The sequence below is a fragment of the Reinekea sp. genome (assembly GCF_046710285.1).
Taxonomy (GTDB): Bacteria; Pseudomonadota; Gammaproteobacteria; order Pseudomonadales; family Natronospirillaceae; genus Reinekea.
This window is the reverse complement of the sequence record NZ_JBKEGY010000012.1, coordinates 24689-40488: the sequence shown is the minus strand read 5'-3', so window position 1 is coordinate 40488 and position 15800 is coordinate 24689. Positions and strand designations below refer to the sequence as shown.

At 44.6% G+C, this 15800-nt stretch carries 12 protein-coding genes; 8 read left to right on the top strand and 4 right to left on the bottom strand.

Translation table 11 applies throughout. The features are described from left to right. Positions 1 to 14 precede the first annotated feature (14 nt). The 3 genes from ACI882_RS10000 to ACI882_RS09990 all read right to left on the bottom strand — a co-directional run bounded on the left by ACI882_RS10000 (position 15) and on the right by ACI882_RS09990 (position 4556). Positions 15 to 2147: a 3-hydroxyacyl-CoA dehydrogenase NAD-binding domain-containing protein gene (locus ACI882_RS10000; protein WP_411745363.1), complete on the bottom strand. Its 2133-nt coding sequence runs from the start codon at positions 2145 to 2147 to the stop codon at positions 15 to 17. 23 nt (positions 2148 to 2170) lie between these two features. Beyond that, a complete protein-coding gene (locus ACI882_RS09995; protein ID WP_411745364.1) occupies positions 2171 to 3379 on the bottom strand; it encodes an acetyl-CoA C-acetyltransferase in 1209 nt (402 codons plus the stop codon). A gap of 136 nt (positions 3380 to 3515) precedes the next feature. Further along, on the bottom strand, positions 3516 to 4556 hold the full coding sequence (locus ACI882_RS09990; protein WP_411745365.1) for an AraC family transcriptional regulator: 1041 nt from the start codon (positions 4554 to 4556) through the stop codon (positions 3516 to 3518). A gap of 255 nt (positions 4557 to 4811) precedes the next feature. Between ACI882_RS09990 and gspN the strand changes: the two genes are divergently transcribed. The 5 genes from gspN to adk all read left to right on the top strand — a co-directional run bounded on the left by gspN (position 4812) and on the right by adk (position 12115). Continuing rightward, positions 4812 to 5549, top strand: coding sequence for a type II secretion system protein N (gspN, locus tag ACI882_RS09985; protein ID WP_411746780.1), 738 nt, complete (start codon positions 4812 to 4814; stop codon positions 5547 to 5549). After that, complete coding sequence (locus tag ACI882_RS09980) at positions 5549 to 6466, top strand: type II secretion system protein N (protein WP_411746781.1); 918 nt, start codon at positions 5549 to 5551, stop codon at positions 6464 to 6466. The genes gspN and ACI882_RS09980 overlap by 1 nt, the downstream gene beginning before the upstream one ends. A 15-nt stretch (positions 6467 to 6481) precedes the next feature. Beyond that, positions 6482 to 8416 carry a type II secretion system secretin GspD gene (gspD, locus tag ACI882_RS09975; RefSeq protein ID WP_411746782.1) on the top strand — a complete coding sequence of 645 codons (1935 nt, stop codon included), beginning with the start codon at positions 6482 to 6484 and terminating at the stop codon, positions 8414 to 8416. 263 nt (positions 8417 to 8679) lie between these two features. Then, the gene (ppc, locus tag ACI882_RS09970; protein WP_411744347.1) at positions 8680 to 11295 is read left to right on the top strand and encodes a phosphoenolpyruvate carboxylase; all 2616 of its coding nucleotides are present in this window, start codon (positions 8680 to 8682) and stop codon (positions 11293 to 11295) included. Between the two features lie 169 nt (positions 11296 to 11464). Further along, entirely contained in the window at positions 11465 to 12115 is a 651-nt protein-coding gene (gene adk, locus ACI882_RS09965) for an adenylate kinase (protein WP_411744349.1), read from the top strand. Between the two features lie 104 nt (positions 12116 to 12219). On the opposite strand, the gene ACI882_RS09960 is transcribed toward adk, so the two are convergent. Then, positions 12220 to 14046, bottom strand: a complete 1827-nt coding sequence (locus ACI882_RS09960) for a methyl-accepting chemotaxis protein (protein ID WP_411744346.1) — start codon at positions 14044 to 14046, stop codon at positions 12220 to 12222. Between the two features lie 166 nt (positions 14047 to 14212). On the opposite strand from ACI882_RS09960, the gene ACI882_RS09955 reads away from it, so the two are divergent. The 3 genes from ACI882_RS09955 to ACI882_RS09945 all read left to right on the top strand — a co-directional run bounded on the left by ACI882_RS09955 (position 14213) and on the right by ACI882_RS09945 (position 15792). Continuing rightward, positions 14213 to 14530 (top strand): DUF3301 domain-containing protein, encoded by a 318-nt coding sequence (locus tag ACI882_RS09955; protein ID WP_411744345.1) that lies wholly within the window; start codon positions 14213 to 14215, stop codon positions 14528 to 14530. 207 nt (positions 14531 to 14737) lie between these two features. Then, positions 14738 to 15013, top strand: a complete 276-nt coding sequence (locus ACI882_RS09950) for a hypothetical protein (protein ID WP_411744344.1) — start codon at positions 14738 to 14740, stop codon at positions 15011 to 15013. A gap of 2 nt (positions 15014 to 15015) precedes the next feature. After that, positions 15016 to 15792: a phosphatase gene (locus tag ACI882_RS09945; RefSeq protein WP_411744348.1), complete on the top strand. Its 777-nt coding sequence runs from the start codon at positions 15016 to 15018 to the stop codon at positions 15790 to 15792. The last annotated feature ends 8 nt before the right edge of the window (positions 15793 to 15800 follow it).

The following is a 15800-nucleotide window of genomic DNA, read 5'->3' as shown; positions in this document are numbered from 1 at the left end:
TGATTTTTTTAGGTTTAATCTTTAAAGGTTTTACCGTTTTTGGCCATGCTGTGTAAAATTTCGGGCACGGCGTATCGATCGCCATGCAAACTAGCTAATTCAGTCGCACGAGCAACGAAGGTTGGCAAGCCTGTTTGGTTGATAAATTGTAACAAGCCACCGGTCCAAACGGGTGCACCGATACCCATTATCGAACCAATGTTGGCATCTCTAACGCTCGTTAATACGTTTTCATCTAGACAACGTACGGTTTCAATGGCCATGATATAAAACAGTCGATCTTTAAGGTGTTGTAGTTCAAATTCAGCCTTACCTGCAAATATTTCCTGCAAGCCTGGCCATAAATATTTTTTCTTGTTTTTGGGGTATTCGTAAAAACCTGCGCCCGCTGCTTTGCCTGAACGATTTGACTCTAGCATTCGGTCAACAACTGATTCAGACGGATGCGCTACGTAGGTCAGCCCCTCGGCTTGTATATCTTTAATGGTTTGATTACGAATTTTTTCCATCAAGGTGATGCTTACTTCATCGGTTACCGCCAATGGACCTACCGGATACCCTGCTAAAAATGCAGCGTTTTCAATTGCCGCAGCCGGAATGCCTTCTCCCAGCATGGTGATGCCTTCTTGTGCGAAAGTAGCAAAGACGCGTGAGGTAAAGAACCCTCGGCTGTCATTAACCACAATGGGCGTTTTGCCAATTTGCAACACAAAGTCGTAGGCTTTTGCGAGCGTTTCGTCAGACGTTTCTTTACCGGTAATGATTTCCACCAACGGCATTTTGTCTACGGGTGAAAAGAAATGCAGACCAATAAAGTTAGCTGGGCGTTCAGAGGCTTCTGCTAAACTTGTAATAGGTAACGTTGAAGTGTTGGTTGCAAAGATATTGGAAGGTGCTAGCTGGCGTTCTGCTTCTTTGGTGACGCTGGCTTTTAAGTTACGATCTTCGAAGACGGCTTCAATGATTAAATCGCATCCAGCTAGGTCTTCAACACTGCTCGTCGCTAAAATGCGATCAAGTGTAGCATCACGCTGCTCTGACGTTAGTCGCTTCTTACTGACCTTTCTGTCGAGTAAGTTTTGTGAGTATGCTTTACCTTTTTCAGCTTGCTCAACTGAAACATCTTTAAGTACGACTTCAATGCCTTTACAGGCACTCGCGTAAGCAATACCTGCGCCCATCATGCCAGCACCAAGAATACCTAACTTAGTCACTTGTTCTTTTTCAAAACTGGGAGGGCGAGCAGCACCGGCTTTAATTTCATTCAATTGAAACCAAAGCGTACCGATCATGTTTTTCGAAATTTGGCCGCAAGCCAATTCAATAAAATAGCGGGACTCAATACGTAGGGCCGAGTCCATATCAACTTGCAAACCTTCGACCATTACGCACAAAATTGATTCTGGGGCAGGCAGGGTGCCTTTTGTTTTTTGCCGCATCATCGCAGGGGCGATGGGTAACATTTGAGCCATGGCAGGGTGGTTTGGTTTACCACCCGGAATTTTGTAGCCTTTCACATCATAAGGCTGTTGAGCACTCGGGTTTTCTTTGATCCAGTTAACCGCTGCATCAAGGAGTTGCTCCGGAGTGTCGACAATCTCATTGATCAAACCTAATGCTTTACCTTGCACTGGCTTGAATTGGCGACCTTCTGTTAAGAATGGCAATGCTGCTTGCAAGCCTAGTAGTCGAGTCATTCGCACTGTACCGCCACCGCCAGGTAGCAAGCCCAAGGTTACTTCGGGCAGCCCCAGCGTAACACCTTGGTTTAAAGATACTCGGTAATGGCTCGCCAATGCCAGCTCCCAACCGCCACCTAAAGCAGCACCGTTTATACAGGCAACAACCGGCTTGCCAGAAGTTTCAAGTGTGCGCATGGCACTTTTAATGCGGGTGAGCATGTCATTCAAAATGTGCGCATTTTCGTGCGTTGTTTTATAGAGGTCCTCTAAATTGCCTCCGGCAAAAAAGGTCGACTTATTGGAACGCATAACGATGCCGATCCAATCATCATGTTGTAATTTCTTGACAGCGGCGACGAAGGCATCAGTGAACTCCTGATCCATTAAGTTTGCACTGGCGTTAGGCTTATCAAAAATAAAATGAACAATATTGTTTTGATCTTTTTCGTAGTTAACTGAAGTCATTTATTATTCTCCTAAACCCAATCTTATAGTCGCTCGATAATTGTTGCGATACCCATACCACCACCTACACACAAAGTTGCTAGGCCTGTCTTTAAGTCACGCGCTTCTAACTCATCAAGCAGGGTGCCTAGAATCATTGCACCGGTAGCGCCAAGTGGATGTCCCATCGCAATAGCACCGCCGTTTACGTTGACTTTATCGTGCGCTACGTTCATTTCAGCCATAAATCGCAACACAACAGACGCGAATGCTTCATTGACTTCAAACAGGTCGATATCTGAAGCGGACATACCCGCCACTTTTAAAGCTTTTCGTGCCGCCGGTGCTGGCCCGGTCAACATGATTGTGGGGTCCGAGCCGACCACGGCGGTGGCAATGATGCGCGCGCGCGGCCGCATACCGAATGCTTTGCCAGCCTGTTCACTGCCGATTAACACTGCGCTGGCGCCGTCTACAATGCCAGAGGAGTTGCCAGGCGTATGAACATGTTGAATCGCTTCTATTTGCGGGTATCGCTCACGGGCAACGCCGTCAAAACCCATCTCGCCCATCATCTGAAACGAAGGTTTTAACTGCGCGAGTGTTTCGACCGTGCTGTCTCCACGAATAATTTCATCCTGGTCAAGAATGGTAAAACCGTTCCGATCAACAACAGGCACAACCGACTTAGCAAAAGCACCGTTTTGCCATGCTGCTGCAGCACGGTGGTGTGAAGTCGCTGCAAACTGGTCAACATCGGTACGTGAAAACCCACCTAACGTCGCGATTAAATCGGCACCAATGCCTTGTGGCATAAAACCGACTTTTAAATTAGTCTCCGGGTCCATTGCCCATGCGCCGCCGTCACTGCCCATAGGCACGCGCGACATAGATTCAACGCCGCCAGCAACAATTAAGTTTTCCCAGCCTGAGCGGACTTTCATCGCCGCAATATTGACGGCCTCAAGACCGGACGCGCAAAACCGATTGAGTACCACACCGGCCACATCATCATTCCAGCCAGCGGCTAAGGCGGCGGTCTTGGCGATAACCGCACCTTGATCGCCAACCGCCGTCACGCAACCCATGACAATGTCATCGACGTCTTGAGTATCAAACTGATTTCTTTCTTGAAGGGCATTTAAAAGATCGGTCAGTAAGGTAATAGGTTTTACTTCGTGCAGAGCACCGGTTGCCTTTCCTTTACCTCGAGGAGTGCGAATTGCGTCAAAAATGAGAGCATCATTTATCATTTTATTGGTCCCATAACGGATGATTCAGAGCGAACTTAGAGCATAGGCAGCCATTAGCCATGTCTCAATGATCAATTCTTGCATCTTAGTTGACTTTTTATTGCATGGCGGTGGTTATGGGGGATACAAATATTACTTAATCGTTGTGAATTAACTGCTCTCGGTAAGCTCCAGGCGTTAACCCGGTCCATTTTTTGAACGCACGTGCAAACGCTGCTGATTCGGAAAAACCAAGTTGTAAGGCAATATCTTGAATTGAATTGTCGGGCACATTGAGCAAACTCTGTGCTCTATCGCGTCGCAGACTGTCTTTTATTTCCTGAAAACTGCTGCCTTCAATTTTTAACCTTCGACGTAGCGTATGCGTACTCAGACTTAGCTCCTCAGCAATGACTTCAAAGCTCATGTTTTCTAATTCTGTTTGTAGACCTTGGCGGTTTAATAGCAAACCCTTTACTTGGCCGGTCAGACTGTTGTCTTGGCAGAACTGTGTCAATAAGGACTCAGGAGCATGTCCTAAAAAGGGTAATAGGGTTTCGGGGTTTTGTTGGATTGGGAGTTCCAACAAATGACGACTGAAGACAATGCTATTCTCTGCTTGTGAAAAGGCATGTCGACATGGAAACATACTTGGGAATTCGTCGACAAAGTTGGGCTCAGCAAAACGAAAATTAACTCGCTCTAACATGATGGGTTTATCTATCAACCAGCACGACAATCGAATCCAAATTACAAATATTGAAGTCACGATAAACGAATCATCGATTTTATGCGGGTTGTCTAGATGAATGAGTAAGTGCGCTTCATTACCGGACTCTTTTAATTCTAGCCTAAAATCGTCTGATACTATTGCCATGTATCGCGCGCTGCGAAGAAGGGTGCGACGTAAATTACCAGCGGTAATGATGGCATGGCACATCATGGCAAAAGTCCCTAGTTTCATTGGACGGCTAAAGAAGCCGCCCGACTCATCTCCTAAATGGAACCACATAGCTCGAAGTAACGCGCCAAAATCATCTAAACTCACTCGGTTTTGGCACTTTGGGTCGTTATACATGCCCCACAAATACAGCATGCCAGACTCTGTAAATAGACTCTTGATGTTAATATTTTGCCGGATGCAACCTGCTAACGCGGACCGTACAAGTTCAATGGGGACTGAATGTTTGTTTTCCATAGATTTCTTATTATTAGCAGATATTGGTTTCCAAACGAGGCTTTTAATCTTTATAACCCTAGATTACCAAATAAAGACAGTAGGTTCTGATCTTTTTATTCCAGTAGTTTGAACACCATTTGAGATTAGTGCCATTTCCTGCTAAATGACACCACTTATAAGACGTATGTGACTTGTAAAACGATTGTTAAGCGAAATACGGTCAGTTAGACTGCTTTCCAATAACAACTAAACTCAGGCTACTGCTCTTAGTTCATGAAATACCTTAACTTTAAATACATACTTGTGTTCTTGGTCGTTTATCTCCTTGCATTGGCCGCTATGTTCCCGGTGCGTTGGGTTTTACCTACATTGGCCCCAGTAATGTCCAGTGCAGGCTTGTCGGCCGAACAGGTTGAAGGCAGTATTTGGCAAGGCCAAGCAGTTGTTAAACATAAACAAGTTGGTGATATACAGCTAAAGTGGCGTACTAAACCGCTGCATTTATTTCGCTTGGCATTACCTTTCCAAGTTTCTATGCTAGGACAGTATTTTGATTTTGAAGCTTTAGTGAGCCCGTCGGTGTTCGGTATGGCTATTGATGATTTAACCGGTTATGTCGATGAGCAAGCATTAACGCCTTTTTTGCAGCCCTATCGGGTTACCTTACAAGGGAGGTTGCAGTTAGATCAACTCTCCGCCGCCAGTTCTTGGGGCTATAAATTAGGAGATGCGTCAGGCTCTTTAAGCTATTCAGGTGGGCCAATTTCAGTTCCTGTCGGCCGATCAGTTCAGCAATATGAGGTCCCCACCATGCTAGGCGAGCTGTCTAACAACGATAAATTATGGCAATTGTTAATTACCGATACCGGTGCGCAAGAATTTATTGTGTTGTCACTAGATCGAACAGGAATGGGTACATTGTCAGTTAAAAGAACCTTAGCAGAAGTAATGGATATACCCCTGCCTACGGGTGGTCGTTCGTTGCTCGATGTGTCTCAGCAGGTGTTTTAATGGATTGGATTAATCAGACATTGAGTATTTGGCTCAAAGCGCAACGCTACATTATATATTTGATGATTATTCTAAGCGCCATTCTATGCGCGCAATTAACTTGGTTATTGTTAGCGCCCAGCACGCAAGTAAATGTACCCCGTATACTACCTGCCGTTCCTACGTCGAATTCTTCCCAAGGCGTGAATTGGGCTGAAGTTGGTAGTCAAGCAGCGAGTAGAGAGTTTTTTGGCAGTGTTGTAGTAGAAACAGAAGAAGAAGTAGACGAAATAGAAGCGCCAGAAACTAAATTAAACCTAACCTTACACGCGGTGATGGCGCAGGGTGAGGGTCAAGGCTTTGCTATAATTGGCGAAGGAAATGGAGCAGGAAAAGTCTTCACTGTTACTGAGGATATGTTTGGCCAAGCCAGCTTATCTAAAGTATTTGGCGATCGAGTTATTCTTGACCGTAATGGCCAATTAGAGACATTACGTTATGAAAAAATAATCTCAAGTGGTCTAATGCAGCCGGTACAGTCAGTCGAAAGTAATGATGGCTCATCTGATAGTTTCCAAGAAGCACTGCAACAAGCTAACCGTGCCGTCGCCTCAGGTGGAGACTTGCAAAGCCAAGTTCAAGGCATGGTCACTTATGTACAAGAACGCGCCAATGCAGATCCCGAAGCCTTTATTAATGAAATGGGTTTACTGCCCACAGAAGGGGGTTATCAAGTCACCCGGCAAGCGCGACAATTACAAATGGTGGGTTTACGGCCAGGTGATATAGTTACAGCGGTTAATGATTCACCGGTCGGTAATATTCAGTCCGATCAAGTATTACTCAATCAATTTTTACAGACTGGTGGTGAACTGAAAATTCAAATTCGCCGTGGTTCTCGATCTTTTACCATCTATCAGTCGATACCGACTTTTTAATTAAGGAACTAGCGAATGGTCGTCTTCAATCAAATTCGTCTTGTCATTGTATTTTTACTGATGAGTGTTGCAGTAAATGTCTACAGTGCGGGTGATGCAAAATTCACCTTAAATATGCAAGATGCTGAAATCAAAGAAGTGATCGATTTGGTTGCTAAAGTGACAGGCAAGGTTTTTATTATTGACCCTAGAGTGCGCGGTAAAGTGACGGTGATTTCTGAAAAAGAAATGACTGAGAAGCAAATCTATGAAGTTTTCTTAGCCACATTAGAAGTCTACGGTTTTTCAGCTGTTGATACGGGCGATGTCATTAAAATTATCGGCCAAGCCGATATCAAGTCAGCCGGTATTGAAGTGGTTACGAAAGAAGGTGAGACTGGCGAAAAGATCATCACTCGAGTGTTTCCCATTCAAAATGCCTCAGCAATGGAATTAGTACCTATTTTACGCCCAATGGTGGCAAATTATGGGCATTTAGCCGGAGTGCCTTCGGCTAACGTACTTATCGTTGCCGATCGAGCGACCAATATTGAGCGTATGGCCGAAATTGTGAAACTGCTCGATAAGGCCGGAAGTGAAGAGATTGAAGTTGTTAATCTAGAGCATGCTTGGGTTGGCGGAATGATTACGCTATTAGAGCGAATTTCACCGACAGCTGTTGCAGGCGGTGCTCAATCTCGAGCAACCAGTTCACGAGAAGTTCAACTTGTCGGTGATGAACGCAGTAATCGCATTATCGTCAAAGGTGAAAAGGAAGCACGGGCGCAAATCGTTGAATTGATTAAAAAGCTCGATACCCCAGCGCAAGAAAACGCGACTTTTAAAGTAATTTTTTTGAATAATGCCGATGCTAAAAAAATGGCTGAAATACTAAAAGGTGTTTCTGCAGCCGCCTCTACAGGTGCAGCAGCGGGTCAAGGAGCGCCGCCGTCGCAGCCGATCTCCATCCTGGCGGATGAAGAGCAAAATGCTTTGATCGTGCGTGCAGAGCCATCAGAACTGGTTGAACTAGAGCAATTGATTTCACAATTAGATATTCCACGTGAGCAGGTGTTGATCGAAGCCGCTATTGTCGAAATTACCGGTAATAATTTAGATGCATTGGGTGTGCAGTGGGCAACAAACCCTGAATTAGCAGGGGATGGCGTACCGTTTGTTGCGTCTTCCTTTTCTGAAGCTGGCGCGAGTCTAGGGCAGGTGGCTGGGAATGTAGCCTCAAGTGGCGTAGGGGCGTTAGCTAATTTGCCTAATGGAGCCTTTATTGGGCTAGCAGATCCTTTTGGTAGTCCGGCATCTTTTGGTGCAATTATTCAAGCGATAGAATCGCAAAGTAACACCAACCTTTTATCTACGCCAAGTGTCATGACATTAGATAACAGCGAAGCTTTTATTACCGTGGGCAGTTCAGTTCCGTTTAAAACCGGTGGAGAATCCGCAGATAACCCATTTTCTATTAATCGCCAAGATGTTGGTACGACGCTGTCGGTCATCCCGCATATCCAGCAAAACGGGGCGATACGTTTAGAGGTTGACCAGACTGTTGAATCTGTAAACGAAGACAACTCTTTTGGCGCGGTCGATGTGGTCACAAACAAACGGCAAGTCCAAACGGAAGTCTTAGTGAATGATGGTGCGACGATTGTATTGGGTGGCCTAATCTCCGATAGAATTACTGAGTCTGAAAGTCGTGTACCGTTTTTCGGTAAAATTCCAATTTTAGGAGTTTTGTTTAAATCTAAGACTATCAAGAAAGAAAAGACCAATTTGTTGATCATATTGCGTCCTACCATTGTATCTAATAACACAGATGGACTTCGTGAAAGCCGACTAAATGGCATTTGGGAATTACGCATCCAGAATATGGATGGCAAGAAAAACCTAATTGAGCCTTCGGTAGATAACATATTCGATGGCGCCTATTTTGAAGGTGCACCATCTGAGAGCGAATAGGTGTAATCTTTGGTTTACATTTGGAGGTGTTTTTTGAAATCCACAATGTAGGGCAATGAGGTTTACACTTAGGTAATTTCAATTAGAATAGCGCCTGATTTTGACTCTCTTGCATTAAATTGCTTAGCTCCTACCCATGTGGTGTCGGAGCTTTTTTTTGCCTAAAATTTGTGGCGAATGCAAAACAGCAATGCACTTTTTTTAGTTCCTACTGTTGCTCGGCTATGGTAAAACAACGTGCGAACATCAGGAGAACGAATTCAATGACGCTAATCCCAGAAACACTGCGCGATAACGTACGTTTATTAGGTGAATTGCTTGGTGGCACCCTGTTAGAACATCATGGCACCGATATTTACCGAAAAGTGGAAGAAATACGCAAACAAGGTAAAGTTGTCAACCAGAGTGATACTGGCGATGCAACTGAGCTAATTAAAACCTTGTCCTCTTTAGAAGATAAAGACATCTTGCCCATCGCTCGGGCTTTTAATCAGTTCTTAAATCTTGCCAACATTGCAGAGCAGCAATATTTTTCATCTGCCGAGTCTTCTAATAAAGATATTCTTGAAGACTCTATTGTCGAGCTGACCCGTAACATAGGCAAAGACCAAGTCGCTGCGGCACTAAAAGAGCTAGACATTGAACTGGTACTCACCGCACACCCAACCGAAGTCACTCGGCGTACGCTGATTCGCAAGTATGAGCGAGTTTCTAAAGTGCTACGCGAAAGCTCTCGTACCGATTTATTCCAGTATGAAAAAGACCAGCTTACCGACCAGCTAAAGCGCACCATTGATGAAGTTTGGCATACCGATGAAGTGCGTGATGAACGCCCCTCGGCTGTCGACGAAGCGAAGTGGGGCTTTGCTGTTATTGAAAATTCATTGTGGAGCGCCGTTCCAGATTTTTTGCGTGAACTTGATGCCATTGCTCGGCGCACAACGGGCCAAGGCATTGGCATAGACCATTGCCCATTCCATTTTTATTCGTGGATGGGTGGCGATCGAGATGGCAACCCTAACGTGACCCACGAAGTAACACGCGAAGTGTTGATTTTAGGTCGCTGGATGGCAGCAGATTTGTACCTGCGAGATATCTCCGACCTTACGGCACGCTTGAGTATGGAAATTACAACACCAAGCTTTGCGGAGAACTGGGGAGAGCACGCTAAAACTCCTTATCGTCAATGCATGCACCGCATTAAACAAAATTTACAGAACACACGTTTGTGGGCAGAAGAGACCTTGGCCGGTCAGGTCAGTACCACCAAGCCTCCTATTAGCACGAAAGAGGAGCTGCTAGCACCGTTAATGGCCTGTTATGAATCTTTATGTGAAGTGGGCTTGAAGCGAGTTGCCGATGGTGAGCTGCTAGATACAATACGCCGAGTGCACTGTTTTGGCATTAGCTTGGTGCCGTTAGATATTCGTCAAGACAGTGAGCGTCATTTGTTGGCGATTGATGAAGTTACGCAGTACGTGGGTTTAGGGAGTTATGCCCAGTGGGACGAAAACAAAAAGCAAGCCTTCTTATATGAGCAGCTCGAAAGCAAACGACCTCTAATACCGCGTAAATGGCAACCCAGTGCTGATACCTTAGAAGTGCTCGATACCTGTTTTGAAGTTGCCAAGCAGCCTCGGGAAACACTTTCTCACTATATTATCTCTATGGCTCGACACCCATCTGATGTGTTAGCTGTCGCTCTATTGCTAAGAGAATGTGGCGTCGAATGGAATGTACCCATAGTACCGTTGTTTGAAACCTTAGACGATTTAGATCGAGCGCCTAAAGTAATGACTGAACTGTGGGAAAGTAAATGGTATCGCGAGTATATTGATCAGCAACAAACCGTCATGATTGGTTACTCAGATTCAGCTAAAGATGCCGGCAAAATTACCGCAACTTGGGCGCAATACAAAGCACAAGAAACGCTGGTGAAATTGGCGAAAAAGAATGAAGTGACGCTTATGCTGTTCCACGGCAGAGGCGGTACCATTGGTCGTGGCGGCGGTCCAGTAGAAAAGGCCATGGCATCGCAACCGCCAGGGTCGGTACCAGGCCGTATTCGCGTGACAGAGCAGGGCGAGATGATCCGCTACAAATTTGGCCTGCCTAGAGTGGCGATTCGATCGTTGGCTGTCTATGTGGCGGCAACTTTGCGCGCTACGCTAGACCCGCATGATGCGCCCAAACCCGAATGGCGCACACTTATTGAGCAGATGTCCGATCAGAGCTTACATCGTTATCGCCAAATTGTGCGAGAGGATGAACGCTTTGTGCCGTATTTTAGATCGCTTACGCCGGAGCAAGAGTTAGGGAAGCTGGCATTAGGCAGTCGCCCAGCTAAGCGTAAGGCCAGTGGCGGCATTGAAAGTCTTAGAGCTATTCCTTGGGTTTTTGCTTGGATGCAAGTGCGATTAAACTTGCCTGCCTGGCTCGGTGCGCCACAAGCCTTAGATTTTGCCCTGAAAGAGCAACCCGACGTCTTAGCAGATATGGTCGAGAACTGGCCTTTTTTCAGTAGCTACCTCGACTTATTAGAAATGGTAATAGGAAAGGCAGATGGTTCTATTGCGGCTTATTACGAACAGCAGCTAGTTGATCCTGCTTACCACAGTTTAGGCGAAGTATTGCGTACCGATTTAAAGCGTAGCGAAGTATTATTAAATGAAATTAAAGACCAAGATATGATATTGGCCTCTGATCCATTGCTGCGCCAGTCAATAAATGTGCGTAATCCATATACTGACCCTTTGAACTATTTGCAGGCTGAATTGCTCAAAAGGGAGCGAAACTCAGGGCAAATTAGCCAAGATTTAGAACAGGCCTTGAAAGTGACCATGGCAGGAATATCAGCAGGGATGCGGAATACGGGTTAACTACGACTAATATATGCTGTGGTTATAGCCAGTTATTCATCAATTGATGGTTGTAACTGGCTATTTCCAAGAGTAGAGTAGCCAATCGTTTTTTTTAAGCAGGTGTATAACCTATTGTTTAGGTTGTTTTTTGTACACTTAATTCAGTGATTATAGGAGTACGTGATTGATGCGTATTATTTTGCTCGGGGCACCAGGTGCTGGAAAAGGCACTCAAGCTCAGTTCCTTTGTGAGAAATTTGATATCCCTCAGATATCAACAGGTGACATGTTACGTGCAGCTGTAAAAGCGGGAACCCCTTTAGGCGTTCAAGCAAAAGAAATAATGGATCAAGGTGGTCTCGTTTCTGATGACATCATTATTGGACTAATTAAAGAGCGAATCAAAGATGCGGATTGTGCAAATGGTTGCCTTTTCGATGGCTTCCCGCGCACCATTCCACAAGCCGATGCATTAAAAACTCAAGGCATTGAAATAGATGCAGTGATTAACTTTGATGTGGCCGACGCCGAAATTATTGCGCGTTTGAGTGGTCGTCGTGTTCATCCTGCTTCAGGTCGTATTTATCACCTTAAGCACAGTCCACCAGCTAAAGACGGACTTGATGATGAAACAGGTGAAGAGCTTGTTCAGCGAGAAGACGACAAAGAAGAAACTGTTCGTAAGCGTCTAGAAATTTACCATGAGCAAACGAAGCCTTTGGTCGAGTACTACAGTGGCTGGGCTAAACAAGACCCTGCAGCAGCCCCTAAGTATGTCTATATCGAAGGTGTTGGCAGTGTTGATGATATCAAAGCAAAGGTTATCGCAGCGCTGTAATATTTGCTTTGTAATGCTGTTCCCGTTCGAGGATCAGTACAAAACAATGGCATTGATGGTTAACATCAATGCCATTGCTCTTTCTACAGAATCAGAATTATTCGTTAAGATTTAAATTGCTGCGATTGGTCTTCTAAAGCTTGAGTAGATTGGTTCAGCCTAAGCATGGCTTTTGACGTTAAGCTGGCCTTGTCGGCGATATCAACCAATAGCATAGAAATTTTATTTACCGAGGCGTCAATCGCGCTGGTTGCATCAGTTTGCTCTTGTGTTGATTGTGAGATTTGGTCGTTCATCTCTCTAATATTTTGCATTGAACTGTGCAAGCTGGTGATGGAGTTTTGCGCAGAATCTGAGTGAGACTTAGCTGACTCGGCAGAGCCGCTGGCATTGTTTACGGCCTCTACGGCAATATGAACTTCTTTGGTAAACTCCTCAACCATCACTTTTATTTCAGTTGTGCTTTGATCTGTGCGCTGTGCCAAGGTTCTTACTTCATCTGCTACTACCGCAAACCCTCGGCCTTGTTCTCCAGCCCTGGCTGCTTCAATAGCCGCGTTTAACGCTAGTAAGTTGGTTTGTTCAGACACACCTTGAATCACATCGACAACAGAATAAATTTGCTCAGTTTTAACCGCAAGTTGTGATAACCGTGTACTGGCTTCTGTAAGTTGAGAGTGGAGTGCTAATACCTGTTCACTGCTTTGATGTACTTGAGTTTGGCTCTGGTCACATAAGGCGTTGCCGTCAGTTGCTGCCAAGGCTGCACTGGTTGTAATGCTATTTATACCGCTGACTGAGGCGGTCATTTCATTAATGGCAGCAGCGACAGAATCAACTTCAACATTTAGATTTGCTAATGCATCCCGAACTTCTTGGTTATTCTGAGTTTGGGTCTCGGTTTCTAGTGAAATGTCGCTTGCCTGGGTACGAACTTCGTCAACCATACGTCTAAAGCTCGTAATCATAGTGTTTATACTTGCAGAGATAATGCCGATATCATCACGGCGGCTATCGTCGATTACAATGGTAAGGTCTGACTGCTTACTGATCGCTTCAATCTTATCGCGCAGTTGATTTAAGGGGTTAATAATAGACTGGCTTAACCAGGAGCCAACCAAAACCGACACGACAGTAATAATCAATAAAATAAACAGCACCTGGCTTTTCCGAGATTGCACTTCTGCAACCGTTTTTCTGTTGCTTTCGGAAACTTTATTGACTGAATCAGCTATCGCTTGGCCAGATTGCTCAACGGCAGCGACGGAAAACTCTAAAGACTCCAGACTATTATTGACCAAGGTGCGGGCTTCAACGGCTACTTCATCAGAAACGTACAGTACAACTTCAAGCATAGAGGTCATGGAGATAACATTGTTTTGGCTAGCTGAAACTAAGCTCCGGCCGCGTTGGTCATCACCTGAATTAAATTCCTCGATTGCATTAGTAATATTAGCGTTAAAATCTTCTAAATCGAGTAGAAATACATCAATAGCATCGGCAAGTTCTTCATCAAGCCCCTGGATAGCTTGCACTGCGCTAATGAGTTCTTTTTCTGAGCTATCACCATTTTTCACATCATTACTTGCAAGAGAAGAGGTTGAGGCAAGACGCCAAAACAAAAACTGAGGGTAAACCTGGTATACCTGAAAGACGGCACTTTGCAGTTCTAACGCTGAGGTTTGCTGTTCGATGGCCTGTTGTTGGTTCGTTAATTCATGTCGTTGGTCTTTAAAACGTTGGTTTTGTTCAACCAAAGTAGATTGTTGTTGATCGACAATCACTTTTTGCTGGTCCATTAACTGGGAAATATAGCTCATTCCTACCAATAACACGGTAAAGCCAATTATTGTTAAACCAACTTGAAACAGCACCATTAGCTGCGTGCGCCAGCGAACTGACCAGTGTTTCATGTTTAACGATTGCAACATATTTATACTCCAAGATTAAGTCGTGTTCTGGTTGGCTAAAGCAACTACCGCCAGCTATGATATCGGCAGATATAAAATTTTCTGAAACTTTAGGTGGAAAAGGCGTTAATCTACAAAGTAACGTCGCAATTACAGACAATTCAATTATTACTAAAAGGCTAAGGTATTGATCACCATTACCGATATATTGTGGTTAACGCTGTTGATTTCCGTAGCTGCTATTTGGTGGCAGGGTCAGGGCGTTAAATCATTTGCGTTGTCAAAAGTAAAAAAATACTGTGAAAACCAAGACATTCAACTATTAGATGAGTCCTTAATCATCAAGCGATTGTGGCTGTCCCGTGGTGAAACCGGTGCAGTTCAACTTAAACGCACGTTCCAATTTGAATTTACATCAACCGGTGAACACCGTTATTTAGGCTTTGTGGTTATGGTTGGTTGGAAAGTTATTCAGCTAGAAGCTCAGCCACATCACATTTCTTGACACTACTGTCCCATAGTTTAGAAGCGGCCTATTGCTTGGAATGCAGGTTTATGGCGACCGAAATTTCAAGCAGTGGGCCGCTGAATCCCTCGTAAAGTCTGAGTTATTTACGGAATAGCATTGATTTCCTGACTATTAGCCTATGGTGAACTTTTTTTAATCAGTCAAACTGCCTGCAAAGGATTCTATTAAACAACAGGGGTATTTATGAAAAAAATAATATTAACGTGTCTAGTTGGTTTTACATTGCTCACCGCAGGTTGCTCAGAAAGTATGCAGCGTGATCTCAAAACCATGAAAAGCGAGTATGTGGGCGGCCTAGAGCGAACTGCGAGTGTTTATTCTGGCAGCGGTGAGTTAATTGCGCAATATAATGGCCGTTTTGATGTTCAAAGTTCAGAGTATGGTAATAAAGTGCTTTTTGATGTCGATGGAAAGCGTGTGGTCATATACAATGCCACAGTCATTATTGAGGAGCAGTAGTCATCAACAAGATAGCCTGTGATACCCATTCCCATACCGTGGCCAGCACACACGCCTACAGTACATTGCACGATTACATCAAAAGTGCCAAAGACAATGGCTTGTCGCTGTTTTCAATTACCGATCACGCCCCAGAAATGCCTGATTCACCACACATGTGGCATTTCGGCAATATGAAAGTATGGCCCCGCGTGGTCAACAATATTGGCATATTAAGAGGTATAGAAGCGAATATACTTGCGCAACCGTATGAAGGCTCGGGTCAGCGCTATGTAGATCTTCCTAATGGTGTATTGCCATACTTAGACTTCGCCATTGCCAGTTTTCACGAGCCGGTATTTACCCCAGGCAGTATAAAAGACAATACTCTTGCTATGATTCGCGCAATCGAAAGTGGCGTAATTCAAATTGTCGGGCACCCGGGTAATCCAAATTACCCAATTGACCAAGATGAAGTCGTTCGTGCGGCAAAAGACAATAACGTTTTGTTAGAAATTAATAACAGCTCATTGTTGTTGTCTCGCGTTGGTTCGGAGCCTCATTGTATTTCTATTCTAGAAAACGTAATGAAGCACGATTGGAAAATCAGCGTGGGTAGTGATGCACATATTAGTTTTGATGTAGGTATCTTTGATAGTGCCGAAGCAATGTTAGAGCAAGTTGGTTTTAAAGATGACAACATCGAAACTAAAACGCCAGTTAAATTTATTAAGTTTTTGCAAGAGCATGGTAAAACCTTTGATGAGGGGTTTCTCAACTGGGTTGAATCAATCGGCTAATGGTTACT

Excerpts from the sequence above, each read along its gene's own strand:
- ACI882_RS10000 (WP_411745363.1), bottom strand. The coding sequence starts at position 2,147 with ATGACTTCAGTTAACTACGAAAAAGATCAAAACAATATTGTTCATTTT.
- ACI882_RS09995 (WP_411745364.1), bottom strand. The coding sequence starts at position 3,379 with ATGATAAATGATGCTCTCATTTTTGACGCAATTCGCACTCCTCGAGGT.
- ACI882_RS09990 (WP_411745365.1), bottom strand. The coding sequence starts at position 4,556 with ATGGAAAACAAACATTCAGTCCCCATTGAACTTGTACGGTCCGCGTTA.
- gspN (WP_411746780.1), top strand. The coding sequence starts at position 4,812 with ATGAAATACCTTAACTTTAAATACATACTTGTGTTCTTGGTCGTTTAT.
- ACI882_RS09980 (WP_411746781.1), top strand. The coding sequence starts at position 5,549 with ATGGATTGGATTAATCAGACATTGAGTATTTGGCTCAAAGCGCAACGC.
- gspD (WP_411746782.1), top strand. The coding sequence starts at position 6,482 with ATGGTCGTCTTCAATCAAATTCGTCTTGTCATTGTATTTTTACTGATG.
- ppc (WP_411744347.1), top strand. The coding sequence starts at position 8,680 with ATGACGCTAATCCCAGAAACACTGCGCGATAACGTACGTTTATTAGGT.
- adk (WP_411744349.1), top strand. The coding sequence starts at position 11,465 with ATGCGTATTATTTTGCTCGGGGCACCAGGTGCTGGAAAAGGCACTCAA.
- ACI882_RS09960 (WP_411744346.1), bottom strand. The coding sequence starts at position 14,046 with ATGTTGCAATCGTTAAACATGAAACACTGGTCAGTTCGCTGGCGCACG.
- ACI882_RS09950 (WP_411744344.1), top strand. The coding sequence starts at position 14,738 with ATGAAAAAAATAATATTAACGTGTCTAGTTGGTTTTACATTGCTCACC.